This window comes from Streptomyces sp. NPDC107581 (assembly GCF_055657175.1).
Map to the genome: position 1 here is coordinate 96,691 of NZ_JBVKBH010000016.1, position 14,424 is coordinate 111,114.

13 protein-coding genes and 2 pseudogenes are annotated in these 14,424 nt (G+C 71.8%); 9 read left to right on the forward strand and 6 right to left on the reverse strand.

All coding sequences use genetic code 11. The features are described from left to right. The 6 genes from ACZ7P3_RS33330 to ACZ7P3_RS33355 all read left to right on the forward strand — a co-directional run bounded on the left by ACZ7P3_RS33330 (position 1) and on the right by ACZ7P3_RS33355 (position 5,091). Positions 1-507: a GNAT family N-acetyltransferase gene (locus tag ACZ7P3_RS33330; protein ID WP_472087376.1), complete on the forward strand. Its 507-nt coding sequence runs from the start codon at positions 1-3 to the stop codon at positions 505-507. Next, complete coding sequence (locus ACZ7P3_RS33335; protein ID WP_472087378.1) at positions 507-1,694, forward strand: MFS transporter; 1,188 nt, start codon at positions 507-509, stop codon at positions 1,692-1,694. Before ACZ7P3_RS33330 ends, ACZ7P3_RS33335 begins: the two co-directional genes overlap by 1 nt. 82 nt (positions 1,695-1,776) lie before the next feature. Continuing rightward, positions 1,777-2,367: an isochorismatase family protein gene (locus ACZ7P3_RS33340; RefSeq protein ID WP_472087380.1), complete on the forward strand. Its 591-nt coding sequence runs from the start codon at positions 1,777-1,779 to the stop codon at positions 2,365-2,367. Positions 2,368-2,519: 152 nt separating this feature from the next. Further along, entirely contained in the window at positions 2,520-3,887 is a 1,368-nt protein-coding gene (locus tag ACZ7P3_RS33345; protein ID WP_472087381.1) for a rhodanese-like domain-containing protein, read from the forward strand. A gap of 71 nt (positions 3,888-3,958) precedes the next feature. Continuing rightward, positions 3,959-4,348, forward strand: coding sequence for a rhodanese-like domain-containing protein (locus ACZ7P3_RS33350; protein ID WP_472087382.1), 390 nt, complete (start codon positions 3,959-3,961; stop codon positions 4,346-4,348). Further along, positions 4,345-5,091, forward strand: a complete 747-nt coding sequence (locus ACZ7P3_RS33355) for a sulfite exporter TauE/SafE family protein (RefSeq protein ID WP_472087383.1) — start codon at positions 4,345-4,347, stop codon at positions 5,089-5,091. The genes ACZ7P3_RS33350 and ACZ7P3_RS33355 overlap by 4 nt, the downstream gene beginning before the upstream one ends. A 263-nt stretch (positions 5,092-5,354) precedes the next feature. Here the strand turns inward: ACZ7P3_RS33355 and ACZ7P3_RS33360 are convergent, their stop codons facing one another. Continuing rightward, positions 5,355-5,642 (reverse strand): metal-sensitive transcriptional regulator, encoded by a 288-nt coding sequence (locus tag ACZ7P3_RS33360; protein WP_472087563.1) that lies wholly within the window; start codon positions 5,640-5,642, stop codon positions 5,355-5,357. Between the two features lie 80 nt (positions 5,643-5,722). On the opposite strand from ACZ7P3_RS33360, the gene ACZ7P3_RS33365 reads away from it, so the two are divergent. Then, complete coding sequence (locus ACZ7P3_RS33365; protein ID WP_472087384.1) at positions 5,723-6,310, forward strand: rhodanese-like domain-containing protein; 588 nt, start codon at positions 5,723-5,725, stop codon at positions 6,308-6,310. Positions 6,311-6,433: 123 nt separating this feature from the next. Here the strand turns inward: ACZ7P3_RS33365 and ACZ7P3_RS33370 are convergent, their stop codons facing one another. Next, positions 6,434-8,137 carry an aminotransferase class V-fold PLP-dependent enzyme gene (locus ACZ7P3_RS33370; RefSeq protein WP_472087386.1) on the reverse strand — a complete coding sequence of 568 codons (1,704 nt, stop codon included), beginning with the start codon at positions 8,135-8,137 and terminating at the stop codon, positions 6,434-6,436. A gap of 536 nt (positions 8,138-8,673) precedes the next feature. Next, positions 8,674-8,838, reverse strand: a pseudogene (locus ACZ7P3_RS33375) (TetR/AcrR family transcriptional regulator); the annotation flags it as partial. Between ACZ7P3_RS33375 and ACZ7P3_RS33380 the strand changes: the two are divergent. Further along, positions 8,825-9,040, forward strand: a pseudogene (locus ACZ7P3_RS33380) (FAD-dependent monooxygenase); the annotation flags it as partial. The pseudogenes ACZ7P3_RS33375 and ACZ7P3_RS33380 sit on opposite strands and share 14 nt — an antisense overlap. On the opposite strand, the gene ACZ7P3_RS33385 reads toward ACZ7P3_RS33380, so the two are convergent. From ACZ7P3_RS33385 to ACZ7P3_RS33395, 3 genes are all read right to left on the reverse strand, one after another. Continuing rightward, positions 9,024-9,233, reverse strand: coding sequence for a hypothetical protein (locus ACZ7P3_RS33385; protein WP_472087387.1), 210 nt, complete (start codon positions 9,231-9,233; stop codon positions 9,024-9,026). The pseudogene ACZ7P3_RS33380 and the gene ACZ7P3_RS33385 sit on opposite strands and share 17 nt — an antisense overlap. A gap of 203 nt (positions 9,234-9,436) precedes the next feature. Then, on the reverse strand, positions 9,437-10,966 hold the full coding sequence (locus tag ACZ7P3_RS33390; protein ID WP_472087389.1) for a helix-turn-helix domain-containing protein: 1,530 nt from the start codon (positions 10,964-10,966) through the stop codon (positions 9,437-9,439). Positions 10,967-11,115: 149 nt separating this feature from the next. Beyond that, entirely contained in the window at positions 11,116-11,448 is a 333-nt protein-coding gene (locus ACZ7P3_RS33395) for a hypothetical protein (RefSeq protein WP_472087390.1), read from the reverse strand. Positions 11,449-11,696: 248 nt separating this feature from the next. Between ACZ7P3_RS33395 and acnA the strand changes: the two genes are divergently transcribed. Further along, positions 11,697-14,411, forward strand: coding sequence for an aconitate hydratase AcnA (gene acnA, locus ACZ7P3_RS33400; protein WP_472087391.1), 2,715 nt, complete (start codon positions 11,697-11,699; stop codon positions 14,409-14,411). Positions 14,412-14,424: the final 13 nt, after the last annotated feature.

Consider the following 14,424-nt stretch of genomic DNA (forward strand, 5'->3'; position numbering starts at 1 on the left):
ATGACACACCTCATTCGGGGCATCACCGAGGCCGACTGGCCCCAGGTCGCGGCCCTGGAGGCCGGGGCGTACGCGGACACCTCCCTGGCCGAGGGGGAGAGCACGCTGCGCTCCCGGGCCTCGGCCGGTACCTGCTTCGTCCTGGACCTGGACGGCCGCATCGCGGGTTACGTACTGGCCCTGCCCTACCCGATGTTCCGCTACCCGGACCTGACCCGGCCGGAGCGGGCCGCCCACCACCACTCGCCCAACCTCCATCTGCACGACCTCGTCATCGGCGCGCCGCTGCGGCGCAGGGGACTGGGCAGCGGACTGGTCCGCCACCTGACGGCGGTGGCCGGCGCGCGCGGCTTCGAGACGATGTCGCTGATCGCGGTCGGCGGCAAGGAGCCGTTCTGGCGGGCCAACGGCTACCGGGCCCACCGCGGGACCCGGCTGCCGTCCGGTTACGGCAGCGACGCGGTGTACATGTCGGCCCCGGTGGCCGCCCACCGGGAGGCGAGCTGATGGACCACTCCGGCTTCCGCCGCGCCAAGTGGGCGATCGCGGCGCTGTTCTGCTTCCTCGGCTTCCAGTACGCCACCTGGGCCGCCCGCCTGCCCGCGCTGAAGGCCAGGCTCGACCTCGGGGCCGGCGAGCTGGGTCTGCTGCTGATGGCCTGCGGTGCGGGCGCAGCGGCGTCCTTCCCGCTCGTCGCCGTGCTGATGCGCAGGCTCGGCTCGCGGCGGCTGTCCCTCGCCTCCGCCCTGTGTCTCGTGGCGCTGCTGGCGGCCCTGTCGGTGGTGCCTGACTACCCGCTGGCCCTGCTGGTCATCTGCGCCGACGGTGTCGCCGTCGGCTGCCTGAACGTCGCGATGAACGCCCAGGGTGCGGCCCTGGAGGCGGCGTACGGCCGCACCGCCGTGTCCCAGCTGCACGCGACGTTCAGCGCGGGTCTGCTCGGCGCCGCCCTCCTGGCCTCCGGCGTCACCGCCGCCACTGCCTCCGTGCCGGCCCACTTCGCGGTGGCCGCGGCCCTGCTGCTGCTCCTGACGGCAGGCGCGCGCCGGGGTCTCCTGCCCTCCGCGGAACCCGGGCCCGCGGACCCGGACACGCCGAGGAAGCGGGCCCGGACGACCCTGCCGGCCGGGACGACCCTGCTGATGGGCTGCGCCATGGCGTTCGGCACCGTCACCGAGGGGGCCATGAACGACTGGTCGACGCTCTACATGAAGGACGTCGTCAAGGCATCCTCCACGGTGGCGCCGATGGGCATCGCGGTCGTCTCGGGCATGATGCTGCTGGCCCGGGTGCGCGCGGACCGCTGGCGCAGCCGCTGGGGCGACGGGGCGGTGGTGCGCACCGGCAGTGCCGTGGCCGGCGTCGGCCTTGCCCTCGCCCTGTCGGCGGGCGGGGTGGTGCCCACCCTGCTCGGGTTCGCCTGCGTCGGCCTGGGAGCGGCCGCCGTGACCCCCTGCGTGTACGTGGCCGCCGCCGAACGCGGCCCGGACGCGCTCGCCCTGGTCGCCGCGATGGGCACGACGGGACTGCTGGCCGGCCCCGCCCTGATCGGCTTCGTCGCGGGCGCGGGCGGTCTGACCCTGGGCATGACCACGGTCGCGGCCTCGGCCCTCGTCGTCACCCTGGCCGCCGTCTGGATCCCCTGGCCCGCCCGTCGCGCCGAACCCGACCGTGTGCCCGCCGAGGCGGGGTAGGAGGGGCCCGCGGGAAGGGCATGGCAGTATCTGCAAGTTGCACGACATTGCTGCCATGCCGGGCGGCTCCTAGCGTGGAGTCATGACTACAACAACCCTTCGTGAACTCAACGGCTTCGACCAGACCCCGGCCTCGCTGGCCGACGCCACCGTGATCCTGATCGACTACCAGAACACCTACACCCGCGGCGTGATGGAGCTGGAGGGGTGGGAGCCCGCCCTGGACGCCGCCGCCGACCTCCTCGCCCGCGCCCGCAGCGCCGGCGCCAGGGTCGTCCATGTCATCAACGACGGCGGCGAGGGCACCCCGTACGACGTCCGGGCCGAGATCGGCCAGATCCACCCCCGCGTCGCCCCGCTCGACAGCGAGACCGTCGTCGTCAAGCAGGTGCCCAACGCGTTCCTCGACACCGACCTGGGCGACCACGTCGACGCCGCCGGCCACAAGGACCTCGTCATCGCCGGCTTCATGACCCACATGTGCGTGGCCTTCACCGCCCAGGGCGCGTTCCTGCGCGGCAACCGTGCCACCGTCGTCGCCGACGCCTCCGCGACCCGCCCGCTGCGGACGGCGGTGGCGGAGGTGAGCGCCGAGCAGGTCCATCACGGCGCACTCGCCACGATCGAGGACCTCTACGGAGTGGTCGTCCCCTCGGCGTCCGCGCTGGGCTGACAGCACACCGGACCCGCACCCCCCTTCGCCGCCGCCGTCGCCTGCCGGCTTCCCGGGGCTTTCCCCGCCCTTGAAAATACCCCCGGGGGTACTCGTGCTACCGTCGAAGACATACCCCCCGGGGTAATTCTTCGACGGAAGGGAGTCACCCGGTGTTCTTCGTCGACACGATCGAGGTGTCGGGACTCGGCAACCGCTGCTATCTGGCGGGCGGCGGGCGCACGGCGGTGGCGGTCGACCCACCGCGCGACGTCGACCGGGTGATCGCGGCGGCGGCGCGGCGCGGGGTGCGGATCTCGCACGTCGTCGAGACGCACGTGCACAACGACTACGTCACCGGCGGCCTGCAGCTGGCCCGGGTCGCCGGTGCCGCCTATCTCGTTCCCGCCGGGGCCCGCGTCTCCTTCGAGCGCACCCCGGTCCACGACGGCGACCGTGCGGTGATAGACGCCGCCGCAGGACTGACCCTGCGCGCGGTGGCGACGCCCGGCCACACACCCCACCACACGTCCTATGTGCTGGAGGAGGCCGGAACGGCCGTCTCGGTGTTCACCGGCGGCTCCCTGCTGATAGGCACCGTCGGCCGCCCCGACCTCGTCGAGCCCCGCCTGACCGAGCGCCTCGCCCGTGCGCAGCACGCCTCCGTGCACCGCCTGGCCGCCGAACTGCCCGACGAAACCGCGGTGCTGCCCACGCACGGCTTCGGCAGCTTCTGCTCGTCCTCCCAGGCGCAGGGGCAGTCCACCACGATCGGCAAGGAGAGGGCGTCCAACGAGGCCCTCACCCGGGACGTGGACACCTTCGTCGCCGACCTGCTGGCCGGTCTGGACGACATACCGGCGTACTACACGCACATGGGCCCGGCCAACGCCGCGGGGCCCGCACCGGTCGACCTGACACCGCCCGCCGTCGCGGACGCAGGCGAGATCGCCGCCCGGCTGGCCGCGGGGGAGTGGGTGGTGGACCTGCGCAACCGGGTCGCGTTCGCCGCGGGACATGTCTCGGGCTCGTTCAACTTCGAGGCCGAGGGCCAGTTGGCCCCCTATCTCGCCTGGCTGATCCCGTGGGGCAAGCCGGTCACGCTGCTTGCCGGGTCCGCCGAGCAGCTCGCCGCCGCACAGCGTGAGCTGGTGCGCGTGGGCATCGACCGTCCGGCCGCCGCGGCCACCGGGGACCCGCACGGCTGGGTCCGCAGGAACGAGGCCCTGGCCTCCTTCCCCCGGGCCACCTTCGCGGACCTCGCCGGCCGGTACCCGGCACCGGGGCTCGTCCTCCTCGACGTACGGCGCACCTCGGAGCGCGCGGGCGGCTTCATCGAGGGCTCGGTCCACATCCCGGTCCACACCCTGCACCGCCGTCTCGACGAGATTCCCGACGGCCGGGTGTGGGTGCACTGTGCGGGCGGCATGCGCGCCGCCATCGCCGCCTCCCTGCTGGACGCGGCCGGCCGTGAGGTCGTCGCCGTGGACGACGCCTTCGCCGAGGCCGAGGACGCCGGACTCACCATCCGCACCGGCTGACCGCGGCGGATGCCGAAGACGTCCTTGCCGAGCCGCCGCACCGTCCAGGGAAACAGGAGCGCGAAGCCACGATGACCATCTTCCGACGAGACCCGCGCGCCCCGGGCCGGGTGACCGCCCAGGAGGCCGCCGCCCGCACCGGCCACGGGAACGCCGCCGGCAGCGGGGGCGACGCCCTGCTGCTGGACGTGCGCGAACCCGCCGAGTGGGCGGCGGGGCACGCGCCGGGCGCGGTGCACCTGCCGCTGTCCGCACTGACCGCCGGGGCCGTACTGCCCGCACACGCACAGGCCCGGCCGCTCGTCGTGATCTGCCGCTCGGGCAGACGCTCCCAGCAGGCGGCCGAGCTGCTGGCCGCGCGAGGAGCGGACGCCGTGGACGTCATCGGCGGGATGCAGGACTGGGCCGGGGCGGGACTGCCCGTCGTGGACGAGCGGGGCGGGAACGGGACCGTCGCGTGAGCGCTCTCCTGCTCGCCCTGGCCGCCGGGGCGGTCATCGGCCTGGCGCTCGGCGCGCTCGGGGGCGGTGGCAGCGTGCTGGCCGTCCCGGCCCTGATCTACCTGCTCGGCTTCACCCCGGTCGCGGCCACCACCGCCAGCCTGGTCGTCGTCAGTGTCACCTCGGCCACCGCATTGTCCGCGCACGCTCGGGACGGCCACGTCCGGTGGCGGACCGGGCTGTTGTTCGCCGCGGCGGGCACCGTCCCCGCGATGCTGGGCGGCGCGCTCGCCGGGCGCCTGCCCGCGGCCGCCCTGACGGCAGCCTTCGCCGTGGTGGCGGGGGCGGCCGCGGTCCGGATGCTGCGGCCGCGTCCCGCGGCGGACACCGTCGTACCGGTGCGGCCGGGCCGGGCGGCCGCCGCGGGTGCGGGGCTCGGATCGGTCACCGGAGTCCTCGGTGTGGGCGGGGGCTTCCTCGCCGTGCCCGCGCTGGTGAACGTGCTCGGCATGCGGATGCGCGACGCGGTGGGCACCAGCCTGCTGGTGATAACCGTCAACTCGCTGGCCGCGCTGGTGATGCGGGCCGGTACGGCCGACGGGCTGGACTGGGCCCTCATAGCGCCCTTCGCCGGGGCGGCGGTCCTGGGCGCCTGGGACGGCAGACGCCTGGCCTCGAAGATCTCCGGCAGCACGCTGCAGCGCACCTTCGCCCTGGTGCTCCTGGCCGTGGCCGCGTTCATGATGATCGACGCGGTGATCTGATGCACCGCCGCCCACCGCCCCGCGCGAGCCCGCGCGCCGGCCCCCACCGCCGCCCGCCGCGCCTCCGCACGCCGACGACAGGACGGCCCGTGCGCGTCCTCACGCGAGCGACAGGACGGCCTGTGCGCGTCCTCACGCGACAGGATGCCCCGTGCCGAGTCCTTGCGCGAGCGACGGGAGACGGCCTGTGCGAGTCTTCGCGCGAGCGACGGGAGACGGCCTGTGCGAGTCCTTGCGCGAGCCGCGGGACGGCCCGCGAGTCCTCACGCGAGCGACAGGAAGAGCCTCTCCAGCCGGGCCCGCATCTGTTCGGGATCCTCACCGTTCTTGCGGCCGGACTCCATGTCGGTGATGCACCGCTGCAGGCCGGTGGCGATGAGCGCGAAACCGGCACGGTCGAGCGCCCGGGACGCGGCGGCGAGCTGCGTGATCACTTCCTCGCAGTCGCGGCCCTCCTCGATCATCCGGATCACCCCGGCGATCTGGCCCTGCGCGCGGCGCAGACGGTTCAGGACGGACTTCAGCTCCGCACCCGCGAGTTCCAGTTCCACCATCGCTCCTCGACCCATACCCCTAGGGGTACTGTACGTCCCGTTTCGGGACGGCGTCGACCACCAAGGATCACACTGCCATGGCCTCTCCCCACGCCCCCGTCACCCTCCGCACCGATCAGGTCCGCACCCGGCTGCCCGAGCTGACCGTCGTCGACGTGCGCACCCCCGGCGAGTACGCCTCCGGCCACCTGCCGGGCGCCCTCAACATTCCCCTGGACCGGATCCGGCACGCCCTGCCCGAGCTGCGGCACGCCGCCGGGCGCGGCGACGTCCTCTTCGTGTGCGCCTCCGGAGCGCGCTCCGAGAGCGCCGGCAGACTGCTGGCCGAGCAGGGCGTGCGGACCGCCACCCTGGCCGGCGGCACCGGCGCGTGGGCCGCGGCCGGCCATGACCTGGAGCGGCCCGCGGCCTGCGGCACCCGGGCCGGGTGGAGCATGGAGCGGCAGGTCCGTTTCACCGCGGGAGCGGTGGTGCTCGTCGGGCTCGTCCTCGGGCTGCTGGTGCACCCGGCCTTTCAGATCCTGTCGGCGGGCATCGCGGGCGGCCTGGTCTTCTCCGCGCTCACCGACACCTGCGCCATGGCGGCCGTGCTCGGCAGACTGCCCCACAACCGTCCGCGCGCGGCCGATCTCGACACCGCACTCGCCACGCTGCGCAGCCGCTGAGCCACCGGCGACTCGGGCACGCCGGTCCGCACGGCACGGGCGTACCCGTACGGATGGCACGGGCGTACCCGTACGTGCGACGTGGGCGTGCCCGCACACGCGGTGCGGGCACGCCCGTGTGCTTCAGCCGGTGCCGAGCCGCGTTCCTCGGGTTCGCTCCAGGCAGACGGGAGGCAGCGGGAACCAGCGCATGCGCTCGAAGTCGGCGGGCAGTCCGGTCGGGCCCTCCTCGAGCCGGCCGGAACGGGAGCCGAGCAGCTCGCGGGCCTGCTCCAGCTGACCGGCCAGCGCGTCCTCGCCCAGCCGGCGGCGGGCCGGGGCCGGGGCGGCGATCGCTCCGTCGGCGGTGAAGGACACATCGGTCAGCCGCAGCAGGGGGGCGGCGGCCCCGGTGTGGTGGTGCCACTGGCCCGTGCTCGGGTCGAAGCGGTAGTCGGGCAGGAGCCGGTGGCCGTGCGCGGCGATCAGGTCGACGGCCTCGACCAGGTAGTCGCGGACGGTGTCGCTGATGAAGTAGTTGAAGTTGACCCGGATCCAGCCGAGCTTGATGCCGTCGCAGCCGCGCGCGACTTCGTCGAGCAGGGCGTGCGAGGTGGCCGTGTCGATCGCCAGGAGGCGATGACCGTACGGTCCCGCGCAGGAGCAGCCGCCCCGGGCCTGAATGCCGAACAGGTCGTTGAGGAGGGCGACGACGTAGTTGTGGTGCAGATGGGAGCCGTCGTCGTGGCGGATGCGGAAGGAGACGATGGACAGCCGGCGGGCGTGCCGGTTGCCGAGGATCTCCATGCGCGGGCTGGCGGACCAGCGTGCCAGCGCCCGGCGCACATGGCGTTCCTCGGCGGCCTGGATGGTGCCGGTGCCGACGGCCTGCTTGAGGGTGAACACCAGCCCGGCCCGGACGGATTCGACGATGGCCGGGGTGCCGCCCTCCTCGCGGGCGACCGGGTCGTCGAGGTAGCGGTGACCGTGGGGGTCGACGAAGGTGACCGTGCCGCCGCCGGGTGCGGTGGGCACACGGTTGCGGACCAGGTCCCGGCGTACGACGAGGACCCCAGGAGTCTGCGGGCCGCCGACGAACTTGTGCGGGGACAGGAAGACCGCGTCCTTCCGGTCGTCCGCACCCGGCGCGCTCGCCGCGACCCGGATCGGGACGTAGGGGGCGGCCGCCGCGTAGTCCCAGAACGACAGGGCGCCGTGCGCGTGCAGCAGGCGCGTGACGCGGTCGGTGTCCGTCAGGATCCCGGTGACGTTGGAGGCGGCCGAGAAGCTGCCGATGCGCAGCGGGCGGTCCGCGTAGCGGCGCAGGCCCGCCTCCAGTGCGCCGAGGTCGATGTGGCCGTCGGCGTCCTCGTCGATCACCACGACGTCGGCGACGGACTCGCGCCAGGGCAGTTCGTTGGAGTGGTGCTCGTACGGGCCCACGAACACCACGGGCCGCACGGCCGGCGGCGGCGCGTCCGGGCCGCGCAGTTCCAGGATGCCGACCAGCTTGTTCACTGCGGCGGTGGCCCCCGCGCCGCAGAAGATCACGACGTCGTCCTCGGTGCCGCCCACCGCGTCCCGGACGACGAGGCGGGCGTCCTCGCGCAGCCGGGTCGTCTGCAGGCCGGTGCGGGAGCTCTCGGTGTGGGTGTTGCCGTAGCCCGGCAGCACCCGCTCACGGATGAAGTCCTCGATGAAGTCGAGCGAGCGGCCGGAGGCGGTGTAGTCGGCGTAGACGATCCGCTTCGGTCCGTACGGCCCCTCCAGGACCTCGTCGTCGCCGATCACCCCGCGGCGTATGCGCTCCAGCAGCGCCGAGGCGGCCGGTGACGGTAAGGCGCTCACGACCGGGGTCCGTTGTCGCCCGTGGGCTGGTGCCGACGTATGTCCACTCTGTGGCGGTGCGCTGCGCTGCCGGTCATGGCCGGGCCTTTCGCGTCGGCGCCGACCGCTGCCGACGTCCAGTCGACCGCGGACGGCGCGGCGGATCGAGAGGTCGACGGGGTGCGACGAGGACCGTGACGCCCTCGCGCTAGCCGCCGCGGGACATACCCTACCGGGTATTTTTCCAGGGGCGGAAGCGGCAGGGTGGGGCCCCGCGGAATGACCGAGAGTAGACACACGGAGCGGATCCGCAGGGCGGGCGCACCCCTTCGGCCGGCTCCTCGGCCGACCTGACGGTGGTGTCGCCCCCGCGTCCGGGCCGGAACCGGGAAGCCGGGCTTCGGTTCGGTCCGGCCATCGGCCGAGCCGGTCCAAAGTGGCCGTTCCACCTGCCGGCGGCCGTCGGGGAGGAGTCCTCGCTCGCCCGGTGAGCCGCAGTAGGGAGACCCTCTTCTCGCGACGGAACGTGGGGGAGCGCCGGCTGTGCCGGTGGGGGGTCAGCCGGCCGGCTGCTGACGAGCGGTGATTCCGGTGAGGATGAGGTCGACGCCGGCCAGGAACTCCGCCCGGTCGTCGTGCTCGCGCAGCTGTCCCGCGACGTCCCGGGTGAACGCGTACTGCCCGGGGTCGAGTTCCGCCCATGCGGTCGCCACGGCATCGAGGAAGGGGATCCAGGCCCACCGGGAGAGCGGCGGGACCCTCCACATCTACGTGGCGCTCTCCAGGCCGCAGGAATGGTTCGCCGGTATCGACTTCACCGACACCGACACCGACACCGACACCGGCGCGGCGACCGTGCGGATCGCGCGGGAGTTCGACGGCTGGGCGCCGGAACTCACCGCGCTGATCACCGAAAGTGACACGACGCGTTGAGCGAGACGCCCTGTTCCAGCCGTGTGTCGTGCGAATCGCTGACCCCGGCGACCAGGGCCAGTTCGTCGCGCCGCAGTCCTGCGACCCGCCGGCGCTCGTCGAACACCGGCAGCCCGACGTCTGCGGGTTGCAGCTGCGCGCGGCGTGTCCGCAGGAACTTTCCCAGCTCCGACTTACTGCTCATGGATCCGAGTGTGGGCTTGCCCGGCCGTGTCTGCCTGCCCCTGCGAGTGCCGGTTTCAGCCCGGCCGTCTCCACGGCGGGCCGCCGGGGCACTCCGGCCCCGGGTTCACGCCGCCACGGGCCCGGAGAAGCCACGAGGATGGCCGCACCCTTCCCCGACCCCGTGCATGGCAGGCCGGGCGGGGGTGCGGCGGCATTCGCCCGTCAGATGTCGCGGAAGATCTCGATCTGCGCCCCGATCGAGTTCAGACGCTCGGCGAGGTCCTCGTAACCCCGGTTGATGACATACACGTTGCGCAGGACCGAGGTGCCCTCGGCCGCCATCATGGCCAGCAGGACGACCACCGCGGGGCGCAGCGCCGGCGGGCACATCATCTCGGCGGCGCGCCAGCGGGTCGGACCCTCGACCAGGACGCGGTGCGGGTCCAGCAACTGCAGCCGGCCGCCGAGCCGGTTGAGGTCCGTGAGGTAGATCGCACGGTTGTCGTAGACCCAGTCGTGGATCAGCGTCTTGCCCTGCGCGACCGCCGCGATGGCAGCGAAGAAGGGGACGTTGTCGATGTTCAGACCCGGGAACGGCATCGGGTGGATCTTGTCGATCGGGGCCTCCAGCTTGGAGGGCCGGACCGTCAGGTCCACCAGGCGCGTGCGGCCGTTGTCCGCGAAGTACTCGGGGCTGCGGTCGTGGTCGAGGCCCATCTCCTCCAGGACCGCCAGCTCGATCTCCAGGAACTCGATCGGCACCCGGCGCACCGTCAGCTCCGATTCCGTGACCACGGCGGCGGCCAGCAGGCTCATCGCCTCGACCGGGTCCTCGGAGGGGGAGTAGTCGACGTCGGCGTCGATGTTCGGCACACCGTGCACGGTCAGCGTGGTGGTGCCGATGCCCTCGACCTTGACACCGAGCGCCTCCAGGAAGAAGCACAGGTCCTGGACCATGTAGTTGGAGGAGGCGTTGCGGATGACCGTCACGCCGTCGTGCCGGGCGGCGGCCAGCAGCGCGTTCTCGGTCACCGTGTCCCCGCGCTCGGTCAGCACGATCGGCCGGTCGGGGCGGACCGTGCGGTCGACCTGCGCGTGGTACTGGCCCTCGGTCGCCGCGATGTCCAGACCGAACCGGCGCAGCGCGATCATGTGCGGCTCGATGGTGCGCGTGCCGAGGTCGCAGCCGCCGGCGTACGGCAGCTTGAAGTGGTCCATGCGGTGCAGCAGCGGGCCGAGGAACATGATGATCGAGCGGGTGCGGACGGCCGCCTCCGCGTCGATCGCGGCCATCTCCAGCTCGGCGGGCGGGACCAGCTCCAGGTCCACCCCGTCGTTGATCCAGCGGGTGCGCACGCCGATGGAGTTGAGCACCTCCAGCAGGCGGTACACCTCCTCGATCCGGGCCACCCGGCGCAGCACCGTGCGCCCCTTGTTCAGCAGCGAGGCGCACAGCAGCGCCACGCACGCGTTCTTGCTGGTCTTCACATCGATGGCGCCGGACAGCCGACGGCCGCCGACCACGCGCAGATGCATCGGACCCGCATAGCCGAGCGACACGATCTCGCTGTCCAGGGCTTCACCGATGCGGGCGATCATCTCAAGGCTGATGTTCTGGTTCCCGCGCTCGATGCGATTGACCGCGCTCTGGCTGGTACCGAGAGCCTCTGCGAGCTGCGTCTGTGTCCAGCCGCGGTGTTGCCGGGCGTCACGAATGAGCTTGCCGATGCGTACGAGGTAGTCGTCTGACATGAGGTTGAGGTTATCTCAGATATGAGATGGCGCCCGTTGGGGGGTCCATTCGGGTGACGAGACGTCAGTGAGCAGCGATGATGCGGAGGATGTGGAATGATATGGCGTAATCAAGTGGTTATTTCAGAATGTCCGGGTTTCGCGAAAATTCACACGGAAGCACCACATGCCCGGGCGTATTCCCGGGCGAAGAGCAGGGGTGGCTCGAAGCGGACCGCCGGTACGGGGTCCGGTGTGTACGCCGGTACGGCACGCCCGACGGTGTAGGCGACCCGCTCGACGGTGCCGTACGCGTCACACACCTCCAGCACCCCGGGCTCCGGGCAGTGCCAGGTGAATTCCGTGACGTCCTCGCCCAGGGCGTTGGCCACCGTGCCGCGCCCCCGTCCGTCGTTGAGGAACTCCAGCTCCGACGCCTCCATGGCGCCGCGGTCGAAGGGGGAGCTGTCCCAGTGGCCGGTCAGTGCGGTGTCAAGGGGCATGGGGGTGATCCTCGTCCATCGCGCGCTGTGGCCGACGCCACCGGAAAACGGCAGGGCCGGGCCCGGCCGGACATGACCAGCCAGCCCCCATGTACTAGAGTTATCTCGACATCGAGATATCTGCCGAGGTGCACCGCGGCCGCCACCCTAGTAAGGGTTACCTAACTTAGCCTCACCTTAGCGTACTGGCTCGACCGGCGTGGCGGCAGGATTGCGGTGGTACGCGCACATCAATGAAGGAGACTGTCGTGTCGGCGAACAGCTTCGACGCCCGCAGCACGCTGCAGGTGGGCGACGAGTCGTACGAGATCTTCCGGCTGGACAAGGTCGAGGGCTCCGCGCGCCTTCCCTACAGCCTGAAGGTCCTGCTGGAGAACCTGCTCCGCACGGAGGACGGCGCGAACATCACCGCCGACCACATCCGCGCCCTCGGCACCTGGGACTCGCAGGCCCAGCCGTCGCAGGAGATCCAGTTCACGCCGGCCCGCGTGATCATGCAGGACTTCACCGGCGTTCCCTGCGTCGTGGACCTTGCGACCATGCGTGAAGCCGTGAAGGAGCTGGGCGGCGACCCGGCGAAGATCAACCCGCTGGCGCCGGCCGAGCTGGTCATCGACCACTCCGTCATCGCCGACAAGTTCGGCACGAACGACGCCTTCAAGCAGAACGTCGAGCTGGAGTACGGCCGCAACAAGGAGCGCTACCAGTTCCTGCGCTGGGGCCAGACCGCCTTCGACGAGTTCAAGGTCGTCCCGCCGGGCACCGGCATCGTCCACCAGGTGAACATCGAGCACCTGGCCCGGACCGTCATGGTCCGCAACGGGCAGGCGTACCCCGACACCCTGGTCGGCACCGACTCGCACACCACCATGGTCAACGGCCTCGGTGTGCTGGGCTGGGGCGTCGGCGGCATCGAGGCCGAGGCCGCGATGCTCGGCCAGCCGGTCTCCATGCTCATCCCGCGCGTCGTCGGCTTCAAGCTCACCGGTGAGCTGCAGCCCGGCACCACCGCCACCGACCTCGTGCTCACCATCACCGAGATGCTCCGCAAGCACGGTGTGGTCGGCAAGTTCGTCGAGTTCTACGGCGAGGGCGTCGCCGCCACCTCGCTGGCCAACCGCGCCACCATCGGCAACATGTCGCCGGAGTTCGGCTCCACCGCCGCGATCTTCCCGATCGACGGCGAGACCCTGAACTACCTGCGCCTGACCGGCCGCTCGAACCAGCAGGTCGCGCTCGTCGAGGCGTACGCCAAGGAGCAGGGCCTCTGGCTGGACCCGACGGCCGAGCCGGACTTCTCCGAGAAGCTGGAGCTGGACCTGTCGACGGTCGTCCCGTCGATCGCCGGCCCGAAGCGCCCGCAGGACCGCATCGTCCTCGCGAACGCCGCCGAGCAGTTCAAGAGCGACGTCCGCAACTACGTCGCCACCGCCGACGAGGCCGGCGAGGAGTCCTTCCCGGCCTCCGACGCCCCGGCCGCCGCCAACGGCGTCCCGACCAACCCGGTCACCGTCACCGCCCCCGACGGCTCGACCTACGAGATCGACCACGGCGCGGTCACCGTCGCGGCCATCACGTCCTGCACCAACACCTCGAACCCGTACGTCATGGTCGCCGCCGCCCTGGTGGCCAAGAAGGCGGTCGAGAAGGGCCTGACCCGCAAGCCCTGGGTCAAGACCACCCTCGCCCCGGGCTCCAAGGTCGTCACCGACTACTTCGACAAGGCGGGCCTGACCCCGTACCTGGACAAGGTCGGCTTCAACCTCGTCGGCTACGGCTGCACCACCTGCATCGGCAACTCCGGCCCGCTGCCGGAGGAGGTCTCCAAGGCCGTCAACGACCACGACCTCGCGGTCACCTCGGTCCTCTCCGGCAACCGGAACTTCGAGGGCCGGATCAACCCCGACGTCAAGATGAACTACCTGGCCTCCCCGCCGCTGGTCGTCGCGTACGCCCTCGCGGGCTCCATGAAGGTGGACATCACCAAGGACGCCCTCGGCACCGACCAGGACGGCAAGCCGGTCTTCCTGTCCGACATCTGGCCGACCGAGGCCGAGGTCAACGACGTCGTGGCCAACGCCATCGGCGAGGACATGTTCAACAAGTCCTACCAGGACGTCTTCGCGGGCGACGCCCAGTGGCAGTCGCTGCCGATCCCGACCGGCAACACCTTCGAGTGGGACGCCGAGTCGACCTACGTCCGCAAGCCCCCGTACTTCGAGGGCATGGAGATGGAGCCGGCCCCGGTCACCGACATCGCCGGTGCCCGCGTCCTCGCCAAGCTCGGCGACTCGGTCACCACCGACCACATCTCCCCGGCCGGTGCCATCAAGGCCGACACCCCGGCGGGCAAGTACCTCACGGAGCACGGCGTCAAGCGCGCCGACTTCAACTCCTACGGCTCGCGCCGAGGCAACCACGAGGTCATGATCCGCGGCACGTTCGCCAACATCCGCCTGCGCAACCAGATCGCGCCGGGCACCGAGGGCGGCTACACCCGCGACTTCACCCAGGCGGACGCGCCGGTGTCGTTCATCTACGACGCCTCGCGCAACTACATCGAGCAGGGCATCCCGCTGGTCGTCCTGGCCGGCAAGGAGTACGGCTCCGGCTCCTCGCGCGACTGGGCCGCCAAGGGCACCGCGCTGCTCGGCGTCAAGGCCGTCATCGCCGAGTCGTACGAGCGCATCCACCGCTCGAACCTCATCGGCATGGGCGTCCTGCCGCTGCAGTTCCCGGAGGGAACCTCCGCCGAGTCCCTCGGCCTGACCGGTGAGGAGACCTTCTCCTTCTCCGGCGTCACCGAGCTGAACGACGGCACCACGCCGCGCACGGTCAAGGTCACCACCGACTCGGGCGTCGAGTTCGACGCGGTCGTCCGCATCGACACCCCCGGTGAGGCCGACTACTACCGCAACGGCGGCATCATGCAGTACGTGCTGCGCAACCTGATCCGCAAGTAAGCGGCAGGCAGAG